Below are 19,168 nucleotides of genomic sequence, written 5' to 3'. Positions count from 1 at the left end.
TAGCCTGAAAAGAGAGAGATTTTTCTTGGAGTAGGAAAGAAGGAGCATTCCTTAGGAAAGGGTTGGTTTTGTATGGATACAAAGCCTTGGCTGCCGTTTTATCCGCCCGAAGTAGCCCCCGCTTTTGATTATCCGAAACAGAATTTGGCATCATTTCTCGTGACGTCGGCACAGAAATTTCCGAATCGGCCGGCCATGTATTTCATGGGCAAAACGATCAACTATAGGAGTCTGCTGGAGTCGTCCTATCGTATGGCGAACGCGCTCCGCAGCAAAGGGATTAAGAAGGGCGACCGGGTAGCGATTATGCTGCCCAACTGCCCGCAGGTAGTGATTTCGTATTATGGCGTGCTGCTCGCAGGAGCCGTGGCCGTTATGACCAACCCGCTCTATATGGAGCGGGAAATTGCACATCAGATGAAGGATTCCGGAGCTAAGATCATTATCACGATGGATATGTTTGTGTCCCGCGTTGAAAAAGTCATCGAGGAGACGGAACTGGAGCATATGATCGTCACATCTGTGGCGGATTATCTGCCATTCCCCAAGAATCTCCTCTACCCGATTAAAGCCAAGAAGGAGGGTCCCCTTCCGGTCGTCAACTATGGAAGCCGCGTTCATGCCTTTAAAAAGCTGCTTGCCAGTGCGCCGAATGACCCGATCTGCGAATCCGTGAAGGCGGAGAAGGACTTGGCCCTGCTCCAGTATACCGGTGGCACGACCGGTGTTCCCAAAGGCGTCATGCTGACGCATATGAATCTGATCGCCAATACTGTGCAGTCTGCGAACTGGTGCTTTCAGGTGGAGGATGGGAAGGAGCGGTATTTGGCGGTTCTCCCCTGTTTTCACGTATTCGGGTTGACCGTACTGCTTAACCAGGCGATCTACCGTGCCGGCATGCTGATATTGGTACCGAAGTTCGAAGTGACGATGATTCTGAACCTGATCAAAAAAATGAAGCCGACGCTCTTCCCGGGCGCGCCGACCATGTATATCGCACTGATTAATCATCCACGGATCAAGGAATATGATCTGTCTTCGATCAATGCTTGCGTCAGCGGCTCTGCCGGGCTTCCGGTCGAGGTGCAGGATAAGTTCGAGGAGCTGACCAAAGGGCGGCTGATCGAAGGCTACGGCTTGACCGAAGCTTCCCCGGTTACCCATGTAAATCCGATCTGGGGAAGGCGCAAAATCGGTACCATCGGCTTACCTGTCCCGGATACGGATGCCAAGGTGGTCGATCCCGATACGGGGGAAGAAATGCCGGTCGGCGAGCCTGGCGAGCTGATCGTGAAAGGACCGCAGGTGATGATAGGGTACTGGAACCGGCCGGAGGAGACGTTCGATACATTGCGCAACGGCTGGCTGTTCACGGGCGATATGGCTACGATGGACGAAGAGGGGTATTTTACGATCATTGACCGCAAGAAAGACATGATCATTGCAAGCGGTTTCAATATATACCCTCGGGAGATCGAGGAAGTGCTGTATGAGCATCCATCCGTGAAGGAAGCCGTCGTGGTCGGAACGAAGGACGATTATCGCGGCGAAACCGTGAGAGCTTATATTGTGCTGAAGGATGGCGCGTCTCCGGACCCTTCGGGCCTCGAGAAGTTTTGCCGCAGTCAGCTGGCTGCCTATAAGGTTCCGCGCGAGTACGTGTTCCGCGATTCGCTGCCGAAGACGATGGTAGGCAAGGTGCTGCGCCGCAAGCTGCTGGAGGAGGAAGAGGAAGGCAGAACGGGCTGATGCGCAGAATAGCGGAGTAGGCACGATAAGCGATTCATGTTATCCCGCTGGAATGGATACAGTACTAACGACGTCAGAAGAAAAAAGGAGGCGGCCTGATGAATCATACCAATGCCAATCCGGAGACGAAGGCTGGACAGCCGGAATTAGACCGGGAGGCGTACATTGAAGCCATGACCCAAGCGGCGGAGCCCACCTTCTGGGGATATCTCGGCTGCAAGCTTGCGTCTGCCAGCTCGGAGGCGGTTGTTGTGACGCTGGATGCCCAGCCTCATCATATGAATATGGCGGGCATCGTGCATGGCGGCGTACTCTCCTCATTGATGGATAACGCCATGGGCATTGCCGTCATGCTGGAGCGCCCTGGCGAATCAACGGTGACGAGCAATTTGAATGTGCATTTTGTCATGCCAGCCAGAGCAGGTATCCTCACCGTAACGGCAAGCATCGTGCATCAGACGCACCGTTCGGTCACGACGGAATGCAGAATTACGAACGAGAAGGGCGAGCTTGTGGCGATCAGCACAGGGTCCTTCCGAGTGAAATAAAGCAGCCTTGGCTGCTATGAAACAGGTGGTCTGCCAACGCTGGAGGGGCAGGCCATTTATTTTTTTGGTGAGCTGGAAATTTTGTAGGTGAGTAGTTTGAGTAACTATTGGTCAGTAGCTTCCCGTCAATTGAGCTTATGACAGGAGGGCGCGTTAACCCCCGTCCTCTCACACCACCGTACATGCGGGTCCGCATACGGCGGTTCCAAAGGTTAACAAAGCTCCAGATCCACCTGGTACAGGGTCTTCTTTATGGGATTAAAGCCGAGAAGCAGAGATGGCATGTTCGTGGTTGGAGTTATGAAGTGATTCCCCCTTACTCCTTGTCAGGTCGATAAAGCTGTGGTACAATAAGAATGCTGTTTTTCATGTAGAATCTAGAATGTCTCTTAAGATAATAAATTCAGATGTTTACATACGTAGGAGGTGGAAGTCATGGTTGTATTTTTTGAAGTGTTGCTTGTTATTTTCTCCATCGGGTTGATTACTGTCGTTCTTCTCCAAAAAGGGAAAAGCGCAGGTCTTGCCGGTGCCATCTCCGGCGGTGCGGAACATCTTTTTGGTAAAACAAAGGCTCGCGGTATGGATCTCGTACTGCAGCGTACAACGGTAGGTCTTGCAGCAGGATTTATGATTTTGGCCATCGTTGTTGCTATGTTGAAATAACAATGAACGTTACCCTCGCTTTTTCACTCTTGGAAGAGCGGGGGTTTTTTATTTGTCTGAATTTTGGAATACATAGGTAAGGGCGGTGTTCGGAAGGATACCGGAGATTAAATTCGTGTATACTAGGGTATGAGTATATGAAGGTAAAGAATGGATAGCGGAACGATGAAATTGCAGGTTCCCCGAGGTGATAATGATGATAACTGAAGAAATATTACTGAATTTTATGCGGGAAACTGCATACAAACCGATGACGTACCAGGAATTGGAGCAGCATTTTGCCATTAAGGATGCTCATGAATTCAGGGAATTCTTGAAGCTGCTGAATGAACTTGAACAATCCGGAAAAATCATTCTGACCAGCACCCAGCGTTATGGCGTGCCGGAACGGATGAATTTGCTGCGCGGACGTCTGCAGGCACATGCAAAGGGTTTTGCCTTCTTGATTCCTGATGATCGCGAGCACCCGGATGTGTACATTCATGCTAATGACTTGAAGAGTGCGATGAATGGAGATATCGTGCTTATCCGGATCAGTTCCAAACAGAACGATGGCGGCAAAATGGAAGGCGAAGTGGTCCGTATCGTGACGCGCGCCGTCACCCAAGTCGTGGGTGTATTCCAGAACCATGAAGCCTATGGCTTCGTGCTGCCGGATGATAAGCGGATCAACCGGGATATTTTTATTCCGAAGCATGCGATTAACGGAGCCGTTGATGGCGTGAAGGTCGTGGTGAAGCTGGTCAGCTATCCGGAAGGAAGAGCTGCGGCGGAGGGTGAAGTTGTGGAGATTCTGGGTCACAAGGATGATCCGGGTGTCGACATTCTGTCCATTATCCGCAAGCATCAGCTGCCGGAAGGCTTTCCGGAGGAAGTGCTGGCCGAAGCGGATGCAGCGCCCGATGCCATTACGGAAGAAGAAATCGTACAACAGGGCCGTCGCGATTTGCGCGGTCTGAACATCGTGACGATTGACGGCGAAGATGCCAAGGATCTCGATGATGCGGTGAATGTGGAACGACTGCCGAACGGGAACTACCGTCTGGGCGTTCACATTGCCGATGTCAGCTATTACGTACGCGAGCGCTCCGAGTTGGATAAGGAAGCTTACGATCGAGGCTGCAGCGTGTATTTGGTGGATCGGGTCATTCCGATGCTGCCGCACCGTCTGTCCAACGGGATTTGCAGCTTAAATCCGCAGGTGGATCGTCTGACGATGTCCTGTGAAATGGAATTCAACGAGCAGATGAAAGTCGTGAAGCACGATATCTTCACCAGTGTTATTCGTACGAAAGAACGGATGACGTACAATAATGTGCGCAAAATCCTCGTCGATGAGGATCCAGAGCTAATCGAGCGCTACGGTGACCTCGTGGAGGATTTCCGTTTGATGCGCGAGCTGGCGCTGAAGCTGCGGAACCGCCGGATGCGCCGGGGCGCGGTGGATTTTGATTTTGTGGAATCCAAGGTCATCGTGGACGAGAACGGCAAGCCCGTGGATATCGTCAAAAGAGAACGCTCCATTGCGGAGCAGATCATTGAGGAATTCATGCTAGCAGCCAACGAAACCGTGGCAGAGCATTTTCACTGGCTCAAAGTACCGTTCATCTACCGGATCCATGAGGACCCGGATCAGGAGAAGCTGCAGAACTTTATGGCGTTTGCGGCCAATTTCGGGCATCAGGTGAAGGGTCGGGGCAACGCGATCCATCCGCGCGCCCTGCAAAACCTGCTGGAAGCCATTCAAGGAACGAAGGAGCAAACGGTGCTCAGCACGATGATGCTCCGTTCGATGAAGCAGGCGAAATATGATGCGGAGAGCACGGGCCACTTCGGTCTTGCTGCGGAATATTACTCCCACTTTACGTCTCCGATTCGGCGTTACCCCGATTTGGTCATTCACAGGGTCATCCGGGAAGTGCTGGAGAGCGGCGGCGCGCTCGATGAGAAGCGCCATGAGCATCTGGCCGGCCGGATGGCTGATATCGCTCAGCAATCCTCCGAGCGCGAGCGTGTGGCTGTGGATGCGGAGCGGGATACGGAAGCGCTCAAGAAAGCGGAGTTCATGCTGGATAAGGTCGGCGAAGAGTTCGAAGGCATTATCAGCAGCGTGACCAGCTTCGGCATGTTCATTGAACTGGAGAACACGGTCGAAGGCTTGATTCGTCTCAGCGCGATGACCGACGATTATTATCACTTCGATGAGGGTCATATGGCGCTGATCGGGGAGCGGACCTCGAAGGTATACCGCATCGGTGATGATGTGAAGGTTCGCGTGGCGAAGGTGAACATGGATGATCACACCATCGATTTTGAGATGGTGGATATGAAGCCGCGCCGTCAAGGGCGCGGCGATGGCGAACGCGGCGGCAACGGTGGCCGCGGATTTGGTGCCCGCGATGGCGCAGCCCGCGGGGGTAAGGGCCGCGGCGGTAAGCGCGGCGCGGCTGAAGCTGGCGCGCCAGGCGGACGCCGCAGTGACAGCGCCGGCGGCCAGGGTGGCCGCGGCAAGCGCAGCGGCGAGGCACCAGCTGGAGCGGGCGCTGCTGCTGGTGCTGGTGCAGACGAGCAGCAGGCGTCGAACTTCGCCTTTGGCTCCGGCAAAGGCGGCTACAGTTCCGCAGGCGGCGGCGCACTAGGCTTCGACCGCAATGCTCGCAGCTCTGGCGGTGCCGGCGGGAAAAACCGACGCAAGAAGACGTCGGGCAGCGGCATTTTCATCGGCGAAGGTCCAACGCCGGGCGGCGGTAATGCTGGAGGTAACTCCGGCGGCGGTGGCCGCAAACGGAAGAGCAAGGGCGGAAACGGCACAGCCGCTTTTGTCCGCAAGAAGAAAAAGTAAGCCACTCCTTCTGATCTTACGCTGGAGGCGCTTGCCCCACCTTGCTTTTGGAGGCTGACGTTTGATACAATGGACTTCTGGTGAGATTGCGATTGGCGGTCTGCCGGAAGTCCTTTTTCCATTATCTTTGTTGATGACAAGGGGTGAGACCATGGGTAAGAAAAGTGACGGGAAGGTTCTGGCCCAGAACAAAAAAGCTTCCCATGATTACTTCATCGAGGATACGTATGAAGCCGGGATGGTCCTGACCGGAACGGAGATCAAATCCATACGGAACGGCCGTGCCAATATTGGAGATGCGTTCGCAACCATTCGGAATGGCGAGATTCATATCCATAACATGCATATCAGTCCGTTCGAGCAAGGGAACCGCAACAACCCGACGGACCCTACGCGTACACGGAAGCTGCTGCTGCACAAGGAGCAGATCCGCAAGCTGCTGGGCCTGTCCAAGCAGGACGGCTACGCAATCGTACCGCTAAAGATCTACATCCGTAACGGCTATGCGAAGTTGTTGCTGGGCCTCGGTAAAGGTAAGCGTCAGTACGACAAGCGCGCCGATGCCGCCAAGAAGGACGCACAGCGCGATATCCAGCGTGCACTGCGCGAGAAGCAGAAGATTGCAAGGTAATTAAGCATTAGCAGGATGGCAGCTTTTAGCTGTGTTACCTGCAATGTATATATCATTTTGATGTAAAATGTGATATACTAAGTGATGTAAGAGAGATCAATAAGATCTTTGACAATCAGCATACAGCTTGCGTTTCCTTTCTTGGAGGGAAAGAATTCGCAATAGATTGACTGCTATGACTGAATACATTCTTTGATTTAATCCGATAGCCCTTTTTGGCAGGAACGCTCAGGTGCAAAACACCGGTATTTCTCCAACTTAAGGGGGCGTTTTTGGATTCGACGGGGATAGTTCGGGCATGAGTAGCGGGTAGTGGGGACGCGTCCACTTCATCAACGCTAAAGCCAATTAAACGGCAAACAACAAAACAACTACGCTTTCGCAGCTTAATAACCTGTGAGCGTGCTCTCGCTCTGTATCGCCCATGTACCGGGATGAGGGCTCAACTTTAGTGGGATACGCTGTCTAGTCTCCGCCTGGGGCTAGCTGAAGAAGACAATCAGGCTGACCTGAAGGGAATCCGGTGACAGGGAGTCTCTAGGGTGACATCAAATCTGTCACTACACCCGTAGAAGCTTGTGTTGTCGTTATCTTCGGACAGGGGTTCGACTCCCCTCGCCTCCATACATACTTAAAAAAGCGACCGATAACGGTCGCTTTTTTGCGTTTTCGTATGCGTTGCGGTGATTCTGACGATGAATAAGAAATATTTCTGATGGTCTAGGGTGTGGTACCATTTTGTATAATAGTGATGATGATACTCAGCAAGAGTTCCTACAGTTATTCTCATTGGGCATCCGACAACATATCAAATGTGTCAAACTATTCTTTGTTAGTTAACGCTCGAAGACCACGGCCAAACTTATCTGAATCAATGCTAAGTATGGTTTCGAGAACTTTCAAATATCTGTACAACCCAAAGATGAGTTCAGTACCTTCAATTATATATCTTTCTAAAATGTATTTTTTAAATTCATTTGTTTCGACTTTAACTGTTTCGAAAATCATTTCGTTAAAGTCGCTGTCAGTGTGTCTACTAAATTTTTCAGGTGGTTTATTCATTTCTACAAAGCCCTTTTTGGTGAAAAGTAGCCTATTAATTCGATCCAGCTCTAGTTTAAATGAATTAAAAATAAATAAAGCAGTAAATTCATATTTTGATTTCAAAAACCATCGAGATATATAAGAATTCTCGGCAAGTTTCATTTCGTTAATTTCTAGAATGAACGCATCCAATGCAGGAATATCCTCAAAAAGAAAATCTTTTGATTCTTTATATCGTTGGGCTACCCATCTTCTTTGGGCGGGAATTGAAGAGTTAGGTTGAATTTTGTATGCATAGCATTCCACTATTAGGTCGTAACAATTTATTGCATAATCAATATTTTTAGAGCCTGTGGAGATGAGGTCGATAATGTAATGTGATAACTCCCGATGCTTAAGAACTACTTCTTCAAGCTTTTTTCGATTTGCTTGTGCCACAGCACGACGAATAATTCCGCGTCGGCTTACGAAATATCCAAGAAATAATATTAGAACAAGCACCACAGTTGCAGAGAGCTTAGTAAAGTTATTCCATATAAAAAATGCATTTTCATTCCACATATTTATTATTGTATTCTGAAGTGTATTGATTAACTGATCATTGAAGGTAAGCAATGTTAGAATACCTGCTAGGATTGAAACTTTACTAAAGAGCAGTGATAGAATGGCTTTCATGATTTCACTAAGTGTAGGCTTACCTATATAGTCTATTAATTCTGGACGATCATTACCTCCTAAAGCGTAATTAATTAAACCAGATCTCATATGATAGCTGAGTTTGTTGTAGCCATATTTAAATCTTACTAACTTCAATAGGAACCACTTTTTCTTGATACATTTGTGTGCAAGATCATTATAAATGGCATTTACCAACTCATTGAGTCTAATCCATAATAAATCCCAAATGAAGATAAGAATTAATATCTCAATCCAGAATACTGCGAATAGTCCATACCATTGATTTGCCCATTCCCATTTGTGATTCCAGTCGATTAAAATTTGCCCTATCCTCAAAGGGCTTTGGTTTAATATAAGGAGAAAGAAGATGAGTAATATTAAGGATATAAACAACCATTCAATAATTATTGCTTTGTTTTCGGAAAAGAAACCAGTTTTCTTTTTATTCACTAGCAACCACCTATATTCTTTGATTTGACTTAACCACGAAGGAAATTTGCAATTATCCTGCCTTCAGCATAATACGTTATTACCACGTTAGTGCTCCAATTTTAGTTGTTATCAGGAAATAGCGACAATTTAGGTCATTGTTCCTGCTTTTTCTTCAATATATCAAATTTCACCTGACTTTTGTAATGTTAATTAGGTGTTATTTGTAAAATTAACCATGTTTACCGGGAATATATGTTAATCCAAACATGATGCATTAATTTATAATCTCTAGGAATAGCCTTACACAAACTTAATCCCTCCATTTTTCATATATCGTTATATTTTCAAAATTGTAACGTAACAAAAAAAGCTAAACCCTAGGACCCAGCAATCAATAAACCTTCTAATGAAAAAAAGGAAAAAACCATTAGAGATATGACCTAGAGATGGTAATCCAGATAATCCAATGCATGCAGAATACCGTCAGTAAAAGCAATATTTTTAGCGTGGTGTACGGCAAAGGTCAAAACGTGCTTGATGGTTGTCTGTTGATCCTGTGTTAAATCCCTAATGAGCGTAATCAATTCTCTGTTACGAGAGTGGATATGGGAAATAATGGGTTTCAGGGCTTGATGGAAGACCCTTCGTATTTTCTGGATTCGACAATTATTGGGAAGAGATAGTGTTTAATGATGATCAAGCAATAGCAGAAAAAAATCGTGATTATGGATAATTGCAGGAACGATGATGCAGTCGAAGGATATTCCAGATGGCGTTATAAATGCGTATCTAGAAATAGAGGCTTCTTATCTGCAGGAGTGTTAGGAGGGAACTTCCGTTTGCTCAAATTATACTTGGTGCAGGTGAATTGTTGTGGCTAGGATCGGGCTTAATGCAACGATTTCCACGTATGAAGTACTAGAAAAATCCTTAATGAAGCAGACTGCCATTGTTGTGGTAATCCCTGCGTTTACATTAAGGATGAATCAAACATAGAGTTCGATTAATCAATAAACAGCGATAGAGTTGATCTGTATTGACAGCATATTTGTAGTATGAGACTATTTACCTAATATGTTCCAATGTTTGATAATAATATCTTCGATGTTCATTGCAGATTTGAGATATGTACAGATATTTGCTATTCACAAATTTTAGGGGAGGAGCAACATCTTGAATAAAAAGGGTTCATACTTTAAAAGCATTAATGCATTCATAGAGGGGAATATTGCACTACGTGACCCCCAAAGAATTGCCCATAGAAGACTTAAAGAGAGTTTTAGTTCTAATCCAGAAAGTCATAAAATTATTGTGCTTCCAACTGGTACAGGTAAAACAGGAACGATGGGTATAGCTCCGTATGAAATTAGTGATGGTAAGGTTTTGATAATTACTCCAGGGTTAATAATTCGTGAGGGAGTATCCGATGAATTTGATACCAGAACACCTTTTAACTTTTGGACTAAAAGAAATGTAATTTTAGATGACACCAATTTACCTAAAGTGTATAGATATGCAGGATTTATTTCTGCAGCTGATAAAAGAAGAGTTATGGGTTATTTAGATAATGCCGATATTATCATAGCTAATATTCATAAAGTATATAATGAAAGATCCAAAAAAGCTTTAGCTAATATATTGGTTTCAAATTATTTTGATATGATTATAATTGATGAAGCACATCATTCCGCAGCGGAATCTTGGTTAAAGACATTAGAGCATTTTAATGCAAAGAAAATTGTTAAATTAACTGCCACACCCGTAAGGGGTGATAATAAGGAGATTGATGGCGATGTCGTTTATGAGTATGAACTTGCAGATGCCATTAAAGCTGGTTTAGTAAAAAATATTGTTGCTGAAGACTATACAAATGAGAAGCTAGAATTCTTGGTTGATGGTAAGCTTGTTGATAAAGAAACGGCCTTAGCGGAAATGGATAAGACGTGGGTAACTCGTTCTGTTGCATATTCTCCTGCTTGCAACAAAACTATTGTCGAAATGAGTATTAGAAGGCTTTATGAAAAGAGAAGTCAGGGACAAGCACATCATCAAATTATTGCTGTTGCATGTGATATTGAACATGCAAAGGAAGTTAAAAAGCTTTATGAAGAATATGGTTTAACTGCTGGTGTTGTTTCAAGTGATGATCCAGATAGTGCCGAGGATGTTATTATAGAGTACAAAAAGGGACAATTGGATGTAGTCGTAAACGTTAATATGTTAGGTGAGGGATTCGATCACCCTAATATTAGTATAGCGGCTATTTTCAGACCTTTTCGCACACTCGCTCCGTATGCCCAATTCATAGGCAGAGCTTTGAGAAAACTGCCAGAGGGGAATCAAGCTATTGATAATATAGCTCATGTTGTATATCACACTGAGCTTGATCTTGATGAATTGTGGGATTTTTATACTGGTCAGAAAACAAAGGCCGAAAGAAAAAAAGTTATAGAGATTGAGTATCATAGAGTACAGAAGTATAGCAGGGATATAGGTGATATTAATACCGAAGGTAAAGTAATTTATAATACCAGAGAGTTTCTTGCAGATGGAATTGCTAATTTGTATCGTAATGAAATCCTTGAGAATATACAAAAACAGGAATTGAAAATCGAAAACCTTGCCAATATAATGAGGTCAGAGGGATATTCTGAATCTGAAATAGAAGATTTTAAAGCGTTGCAAAAACGCAAGCTTGATGGAGAAATAACGGAAAAACGTAATAAATTACGTGAAGAACTTATTCGAGAGGAACTGCATAAGATTCATAAAGAGGACGTTATTGCTCAAATTGATGATTTATTTAGCAGAACAGGAATTGATCCTAAAGGTAATGAATTACCAAATAGAACGAGCAGTCCGTTTTTGAAATCAGCGGGTACGAACGATGCTTATGCTATAAAATACATTAATCAAACGCTTAAGAACAGAATTAAACGCGGAATTGATGAATGGGAAACTTATGATTTTGAACAAGCTAGGCTTCTCTTGCCGCAGATTGTTCAGGCTATTTACAACAAAATAAACAATATGGAGGAATGAAAATGATGAATGAAATTCATCAAGTTTCAAAGTTATTAATGTATGACGGACCTTCAGCCGCTGAATTGGTACAGAATGCTGTTGAAAATGGCGATGAGTTTAAAATCACAAATAATGGTGATTTGACTATACTAACCATTAATTCCGTGGTTGCATACAATTTAAGAGTAACTGATGTGTTCAGCTATAATAAAGAAGGACAACTAATTAAACAGGTATTAATCATGAACAGTAAAGAACAGGTTGTTTTTGATAAATATAAAGAAGCATCAAACATACTTAAGAAGTTATCACAAAAAAATATATTAGTATCTTAAAACCTTACTATCAAACCGTTAGGCACTCTAACGGTTTTTGTTTTACCACACTGAGTGAAGGAGATATTTAAATGAGAGGACTAATATCAAGTAATGTTTTTATAGATTCCTCTATATATATTAATCGTAATTTTAGTTTTACAGATCACTTGCTTGGTCAAATAGCGAGATTAGCAACTGATAACCACATAAAACTTTTTACTTCTAAAATTGTAATAAATGAAGTGAAAAATAAGATAGATGAACGGTCAAAAGAAGCGAAATCAGCGTTGGATTCCCTTCGTAAGAAGGGGATGATCCTTCGTCATATCCCACAATATGATGCGGTTTTTAATACTGACGTAGGCAACTCCATTAACTTAGTCTCAAAGAAAAACTTTGATGCTTTCATTGAGCTCTCAAAAGCATCAGTAGTTTCAGTTGACACAGTTTTGGTAAGTGAACTATTGGAGGCTTATTTTCAAGGAATTCCCCCATTCAGTAGTATAAAGAAATCGGAGTTTCCAGATGCTATTAACCTAATAGCACTTAATAATTGGTGTAAGATCAACTCAGAACAGATGTACATAATCTCTTTAGATAATGATCTAGCTAATTATTGCAATGAGAGTTCAAACTTGCATTATTTAGGTAGTATTGAATCATTCCTTAATTTGGTAACAAGTAGTGATGAGTATAGACACACTATTGTTATAGGCTTGTCAGAAAAACATTTTGAAAATATTGAAGAGGTTATTAGTGAGGATTTTAAGTGGCTTGGTTTTTCTGTAGAAAATGAGGACGGATATGTAGAAAATGTTGATGTGTTGAACGTTGAGTTGGAAGACGATTTCAATGTTACTGAACTGAAAGAGGACAAAGCAACTCTCCAGTTTGAAGTTAGAGTTAGTTTTAAAGCGGAAGTAACATATACTGATTATGCAAACTCGATTTATGATAAAGAAGAAGGGAAATATCGTCTTGAAAAAGAGGTTGAGCTTGAAGTTGAGACGGATGTTTTAATACCTATTTTAATTCAAATAGGATTTAATATATCAGATGAAAATTACTTTGAATTGATAAGTTGTAAACTAAATGAAGAGCAAGATGTTTCGTTGGTGTTATATGAAGAGGATTATTATTGAGAGTCCAGCGGGTAGCAGGGAGTCGTCTGCTTCATCAACGCTAAAGCCTATCAAACGGCAAACAACAAACAAACAACGTTTTCGCAGCTTAAGAAACTGTATGCGTGCTTCTACTCAGCATTGTCCATGTGACTTGGAATAAGGGCTAACAAGTAGTGGAATACGCTGTTTGAACTCCGCGCCTCCATGCATAGAACCCGCTCAATTTGAGCGGGTTTTTCTCATTTTAGTGATGAAATTGTAGTCCAGATGTAGTCCAAACACTTTGACTATTCTGAGTCCATTGGACTATTGGAGGTTCATAATTTAACTTTTGATAGGGTTGGTGCTGCCATAATCTTGAGGTAGGATATTCCCTACGAAGAGCTTGAGATGAGGTGTTATTATGGCAGGTATTATTACCGACGTCGGGATAAAATTCAGGGTACCATTTGATTTTGGCAGAGAAGTTGTCAAGAGTGAATTTCCTGATTTGTTGAGCGGTGATAAAGCTGATGTAGAGCGCTGTCGCTATTTCTCGAGATTCATTGCTGTCTCGAAATGAAGATCTGTGCTTCAATGTTCAATGTCTTAACTTGCGTGGTATTTCCCTAAGGATGTTTAATTACTTTAGATATTTTGAAAAAGAAAAATCAAGGAGGCTTTCAAATTATTTATACAAGATGCAGGGAGGCCATTGTCTGAATGAAAACGATCTCCTTTTATCTTGAAAGGGAAATAAATTACTAATCTCACATAACTATTATGCCTCGTTGTAGGTCTTCATGTGAATTTATAAAAGAGAGGAGCATTATTATTATCTCAAAAATCGCGAAAGTCACAGTACGCAAGCATTAGTTCTTTTATCTTGAAAAATAAGTCAGAATGTTACAAGACTAATATACCAATGTGGAGAAATCTATATATTTTAATTGTTTTATGAGTACTAATGAGACTCAGGTATTGTTCGTTGAGGTAGGTAGATTGTCATGGTATAATTTGGCTAGATTGGGAGGTTGGATAATGCACGAGAGCGAATGGTTACCTTGGTTACTAACCAAGGCAGATATGTTGCGAATATGTAATGATTTTAACTTATCAGTCGATGGATTTCGGAAAAGTAGCTTGTCAAAACGTTCAGATGAACTGCTCCGAAGTTTAATTACAGATGCAATGAAAAAGGGAATAGGAGCTAAACGATCCGGTAGAGGAAAGATACTAGTTCCTACTTTTTACACTCAAACTTCCGAGAGAATCTTGAAGGAGTATTCCCAATTCCGGAGCTTGTCCTTCGAAGAATTAATTAGTGAGCTTGAGATGGACTATAATCTCCGACCGTATGAGAAATTGTCTCTGATTTATGAATTACACAAGATGAAATACGCTGAAAACATTGAAAAGTTCAGTACGAATGCTAGAGAAAAAAACGAAGTTTTTTATGGGATTTCAACGTTTACCGATGAAGATATTGTGGAGAAGGCGATTCATCAGCTTCAAAATGAAAATAAATATCCTACAATAGAAGAATATATTGAGTTTTTCAATAACTGTGGAGAGCAAGAACATTGGGAAAAAATAATTGGTGCTCTCCAAGAAAAAAAGAGCGAGCGAATTAAGTTTACATGGGCAATGGGACTAACACAGACTGAGCGCTTGATGGCTCTAGTAGGTTTATTACCAGGATATATACATTTGGAACCCATGGTCTATCTCTTGTATACAAAAGAAAAGGAAATGAGAAGCATGGAGATCCTTGAACAGACGATGCAAGAAGTAGCCACTGCAAGTGAAACGGAACAGCAGCTGACAACCAAACTAGACCAAATGAGGAAAGATAACGAAGGTTTGACTCTAGAGTTAATTAAGATGAAGAATGAAGTCAGTCGACTGAATGGAAAGGTTGTGGACTATGAAAACATAATCAAGGAGAAAGAGGAAATATTTAGAGAAGTAAAGACCATGGGCACCAAGAGTGAAAACATAAACAGCCTCTTTTTTGAATTAATCCCAACATCCAGTGATGCAATAATAGTGACGGATCGAGCGGATACAAGAATAAAAGAGCTATTTTCAAATAGCATTTACCCCAAGAGATTTTTAATAAGAGAGAAAAAAAATGGAACAATCATAAACCTAAAATCGAAAGTATGGTTTATTGACCGTTCTACCTTCTCGAATACACGTGAATGGGTTGAGATTAAAAACTATTTCAACCAAAATGGCTTTCAGTATGATGAATACAGCGACTATATACAACTCATCAAACAATATATAAGCCTTTACAACTAGGCAGTAGGAGAATAATGGATGATCACAAATAACATTGAGATTAATGAGAAAGTAAAACGGGAAATCGGTAACTGCTACATATTGGGAAGACTTGCTGACGAGTCTGATTCAGATCGAATACCTCCTTTAGGTAAAGAGCGTCGAGCAGTTACACGGGTTCAGAATGATGATAAGGATACGATTGTTTTTTATTTACAAGCAATATCAGATGAACCGAAGATCATTAAAAATACACTTAATAAAGACCATAAAGAGTGCTACGTCTCTTTTGATGATCGTAATTCAAGGTATTTACAAAGCATTAAATACTATGAGCAATCAGATAAGATTCAATTTCTTAGAGATCATTTAGAAAACAAACTAATTTTATTTCGACCTAAATTGTCGGTACGTCATGATAACAGCCTTCATCCCTATCATTATAACTTCGATATTGTTCTTGTTAGCGATGATAAAGTGGATTCAAATTACTATGTTAGTGTTCCTTCAATAAAAAACGGCGTTCCATCGGCCCGATTTGAAAAGTCCCTTTTTGAAAGATCACCAATCCTACTGCCAGATTATCCGAATTATATGGATATTCCTGAATTCATTTTATGTGATGGGTATTTATACTTTATCCCTTATCAAGATATTCTAGAAACCGGGGCGAATATAAATCTATATTACGGCAAAAAACCGGAACAGATTAAAAGGTTAGCTTTAAACGATATCCCAGATTATTGGGATAATGTAAAGAGTGCTTACCGTGAACTCGGTTTTATTACTGATGTTTATGCAAGTAAATTGCGTGATGTGTTTCATGCAAAAGGGAAGCCAGTGATGCTACAGGAAAATATATCTGTAAAAAAAGAGGACAAGGTAATAGAAGAGGAAAACAAAACCTTATCCGAAGTTGATTTCATTTCGAGGCTTAAATATTTTGCTGATGTAGAAGGTTTAACCTATCAAGAAGAAGAGGCCCTTATTAATTTTCATGCCGCTTTAAAAACAGAGAATATAGCCGTGCTTGGTGGAATGAGCGGTACAGGTAAAACACAGTTAGCACTTTTATATGCGAAAGCCTTAGGACTCAAGCGAGATGAGAATTTGCTGATTGTACCCATTTCTCCATCATATACAGAACCTTCTGATATATTGGGGTATCTTAATCACCAGATGGGATTGTTTATGGAAAGTGAAACAGGACTTGTTTCATTTTTGGAGGAAGCAAGTGAGAGAGAGAATGAACTATTTATGGTATTATTCGATGAAATGAATCTTGGACAAGTGGAACATTATTTTTCACCATTTATTTCGCTGCTTGAATTGCCCAAAGATCAACGAAGACTAAAGTTATTCAGTAAAGATGCCGTATGCCATAATCGTAAACTTAAAGAAGGCATCCCCGTCCGTGACAATGTATTATTCGTGGGCACAGCAAATTTCGATGAAACTACCAAAGACTTCTCAAATCGGATGCTCGATCGAATGAATGTTATATTCTTAGAGAAGGTCACTTTCGGCGAGGCTTTGGTAGACAAAGAAACAAAAATTGAGATTTTTGATAAAGAGACTGTGGTAGATAGAAAAATATATAGAGAAGAGTGGACTCAAAAGGAGACCATTCTTGAAGAAAACGAGATTTCCTTATTAGATCGGCTCCACTCTTTAATGAGTGAATATGACTCACAAATTGGAGTGTCATTTCGTATTGCTAAAGGCATTGGGAAATATCTATCTAACATACCATTGGATAAAGACGGTAACCCCTTTGTAACCCGTAAAACAGGATTTGATTATCAGATTAAACAACGAATTCTCACTAAAATACGTGGACATCGTGAACAAATTCAAGATTTAGTAGGGACTTTTGATCTTGAGAACAACAAATATCAACCAGGACTAATATCTCGTTTATTGCAAGAGGAACTCTCTGGTGAAGATGAATTTAAAACATCACTAAATTTCATTAAACAAAAAGCTAAGGAATTGTCGAGGAATGGATATGCTCTATAATGCAGATATATTGCCATTTGAAGTTGAATTTTTTACTAATAACAACTCTCACAATGTACAAACAGTAAATCAGTATTGGGGGAAAAATCAAGTAGCCCCTAAGTCCATTCAGGAATTAGTTCAAGTGAAGGAAAATATCCCTTTTGGTGTAAGAATGTATGCTAAAGACGGCTTCAACGTTGATATTAATGCCACAATAGTTCTTCAGAGTGCTTCTTACGATGAAGAAGGGAAAATGGTCGAAATAATCGTCCCGATAACAAATGTGGATAATAAGAGCTACCTGTTTCAATATCAAGATAGGGAATCATTCCCTTGGAGACTAGGCGTATACCTATTTGATGTTCACTTTGGTGAACAGATTTACTCCTCTGCATTTTTTGTTTCCCCCATTCATCTTTCTACAGAGCAGGTGCAGCATATGCACTTGCTCTTAGAACAAGAGATCGAAGGTATATGTTATGACCTCATTTATACATCGAAGTCGATTGGGAGCGAACATGACTTTCTTAAAGCCAAATCATATTACGATTATGTCTTACGACTTATAAATGATAAAGAGAGGATTGTTTCTGCTCTTTTCCACATTGAACGTAAATTAAAAACACAAGTTAATACCGCATATGTAAAACAACCATTTCAACGTAAAACCGATCAAAAAAGTATTCGTTGGACTGCGATTCATGGAAGCTCGCTTGAGCTGAACAAAATCAAGTTATTAGATTATAACCTTCCGGAAAATAAATGGTTAAAACATATATTAATATCCTGGAAGACAGAAATGATGTGGGTAGGAAATCTTATTAGAGAGGATTGCAAGTATTATCTGGAATATATACGTTTTAAAGAAGATGAGAAAAAGGTAAATGAGGCTAAAAAGAATTTGATTTGGAATGAGCGTGAGATTTCAAAAGAGTCACGGGATTCAATAAAGTCTATCGCTTTCCGTATAGAGGAGGCAATTAAAAAGGCTAACCGTGAATTAAGCGTGATAGCTCGATGGGATATATTTATTCAGAATATGATCGGAAGGTTCTCATATATACTTGATTCTACCGATTTGAAAGAAGTGGATAGAGGGCTACGGAAACCTTACCTTAAAGACAGAAGTTATTCTTTAATAAATGAAGCGTACGAAGATAGTAGAAAGGTTATGCATGGAGAAGCCAAACCTAATCATGTTGTTCAAATTTTAAAACCAACCTGGAAAATATATGAGCAATTTGCCTTTTTCCAAGTTGTGAATATAATAAAAAACCTAGGTTTCAAATTAAAAACTCAGCAAGAGATGGGTGCATTATTGGATTTGCATTCTGGATTCCTTCTAGAACTCGAAAATGAGTATTATTTGATTCACATATGGTACGATAAGTTGATCTATTTGCGTGAAGACGCGAAAAGCGTCGGAGATTTATTTTTTTCTACGAGGTTGATTCAACCAGATATTCGCATAGACCTTTATCAAAAAGGTGATAAGGTGCTGTTCTTATCCTCTATTGCCCTCGATGCAAAGCATCGGAAATTTAATTCACTGTTTAATAATAACTTTACAACTAATGTGTTTACTCAACTATCCAAGTACAACACGATTTATTACCAGGGATTAACCACTTCTTTGAACAGAAGAAGATCCGTTGTAAGTAGCGTGATTTGTCTTTACTCGAGAGACAAGGATGCGCCTGTTTTACAAGAAGAATTGCCCTTAGTATTTATACAACTATTTCCTGAAATCGATGAAGATATGATTACAGGAAAAAAGGAACTTGAAAAAGAATTATCAGATTGGATAACTCAGAATGAAACCTCATTCATATAGAATCACCCTCCCT

Annotated in this window: 12 protein-coding genes and 1 other RNA gene; 12 read left to right on the top strand and 1 reads right to left on the bottom strand. The window is 41.7% G+C overall.

The genetic code is table 11. The annotated features are described in order from the left end of the window. The first annotated feature begins 72 nt into the window (after positions 1-72). From AB4124_RS08400 to ssrA, 6 genes are all read left to right on the top strand, one after another. Complete coding sequence (locus AB4124_RS08400) at positions 73-1,749, top strand: long-chain-fatty-acid--CoA ligase (RefSeq protein WP_076322605.1); 1,677 nt, start codon at positions 73-75, stop codon at positions 1,747-1,749. A gap of 98 nt (positions 1,750-1,847) precedes the next feature. After that, positions 1,848-2,297 carry a PaaI family thioesterase gene (locus AB4124_RS08395; protein ID WP_215162742.1) on the top strand — a complete coding sequence of 150 codons (450 nt, stop codon included), beginning with the start codon at positions 1,848-1,850 and terminating at the stop codon, positions 2,295-2,297. A 435-nt stretch (positions 2,298-2,732) separates the two neighbouring features. Then, positions 2,733-2,963, top strand: coding sequence for a preprotein translocase subunit SecG (gene secG, locus AB4124_RS08390; RefSeq protein WP_009593367.1), 231 nt, complete (start codon positions 2,733-2,735; stop codon positions 2,961-2,963). Between the two features lie 196 nt (positions 2,964-3,159). Then, positions 3,160-5,805: a ribonuclease R gene (gene rnr / locus AB4124_RS08385; RefSeq protein WP_441972503.1), complete on the top strand. Its 2,646-nt coding sequence runs from the start codon at positions 3,160-3,162 to the stop codon at positions 5,803-5,805. 151 nt (positions 5,806-5,956) lie between these two features. Then, positions 5,957-6,436 (top strand): SsrA-binding protein SmpB, encoded by a 480-nt coding sequence (smpB, locus tag AB4124_RS08380; RefSeq protein ID WP_009593386.1) that lies wholly within the window; start codon positions 5,957-5,959, stop codon positions 6,434-6,436. Positions 6,437-6,698: 262 nt separating this feature from the next. After that, positions 6,699-7,063, top strand: a transfer-messenger RNA (tmRNA) gene (gene ssrA, locus AB4124_RS08375). A gap of 195 nt (positions 7,064-7,258) precedes the next feature. Here ssrA and AB4124_RS08370 read toward each other — a convergent pair. Continuing rightward, positions 7,259-8,608, bottom strand: coding sequence for a hypothetical protein (locus AB4124_RS08370; protein WP_441972333.1), 1,350 nt, complete (start codon positions 8,606-8,608; stop codon positions 7,259-7,261). Positions 8,609-9,763: 1,155 nt separating this feature from the next. Between AB4124_RS08370 and AB4124_RS08365 the strand changes: the two genes are divergently transcribed. The 6 genes from AB4124_RS08365 (at position 9,764) to AB4124_RS08340 (ending at position 19,155) form a co-directional block, all read left to right on the top strand. Further along, positions 9,764-11,632, top strand: a complete 1,869-nt coding sequence (locus AB4124_RS08365; protein ID WP_441972332.1) for a DEAD/DEAH box helicase family protein — start codon at positions 9,764-9,766, stop codon at positions 11,630-11,632. Between the two features lie 2 nt (positions 11,633-11,634). Next, positions 11,635-11,949 (top strand): hypothetical protein, encoded by a 315-nt coding sequence (locus AB4124_RS08360; RefSeq protein ID WP_441972330.1) that lies wholly within the window; start codon positions 11,635-11,637, stop codon positions 11,947-11,949. A gap of 71 nt (positions 11,950-12,020) precedes the next feature. After that, positions 12,021-13,073, top strand: coding sequence for a PIN domain-containing protein (locus AB4124_RS08355; RefSeq protein WP_441972328.1), 1,053 nt, complete (start codon positions 12,021-12,023; stop codon positions 13,071-13,073). Between the two features lie 1,002 nt (positions 13,074-14,075). Then, positions 14,076-15,341, top strand: coding sequence for a hypothetical protein (locus AB4124_RS08350; protein WP_441972327.1), 1,266 nt, complete (start codon positions 14,076-14,078; stop codon positions 15,339-15,341). An 18-nt stretch (positions 15,342-15,359) separates the two neighbouring features. Further along, positions 15,360-17,339 carry an McrB family protein gene (locus AB4124_RS08345; RefSeq protein ID WP_441972325.1) on the top strand — a complete coding sequence of 660 codons (1,980 nt, stop codon included), beginning with the start codon at positions 15,360-15,362 and terminating at the stop codon, positions 17,337-17,339. Next, positions 17,323-19,155, top strand: a complete 1,833-nt coding sequence (locus AB4124_RS08340; RefSeq protein WP_441972323.1) for a hypothetical protein — start codon at positions 17,323-17,325, stop codon at positions 19,153-19,155. The genes AB4124_RS08345 and AB4124_RS08340 overlap by 17 nt, the downstream gene beginning before the upstream one ends. Positions 19,156-19,168 lie beyond the last annotated feature (13 nt).

It is taken from the genome of Paenibacillus sp. 2KB_20 (genome assembly GCF_052115765.1).
In the GTDB taxonomy this organism is placed as follows: Bacteria; Bacillota; Bacilli; order Paenibacillales; family Paenibacillaceae; genus Paenibacillus_AQ.
The sequence above is the reverse complement of the archived record's forward strand: the minus strand, read 5'-3'. Positions and strand labels throughout refer to the sequence as shown.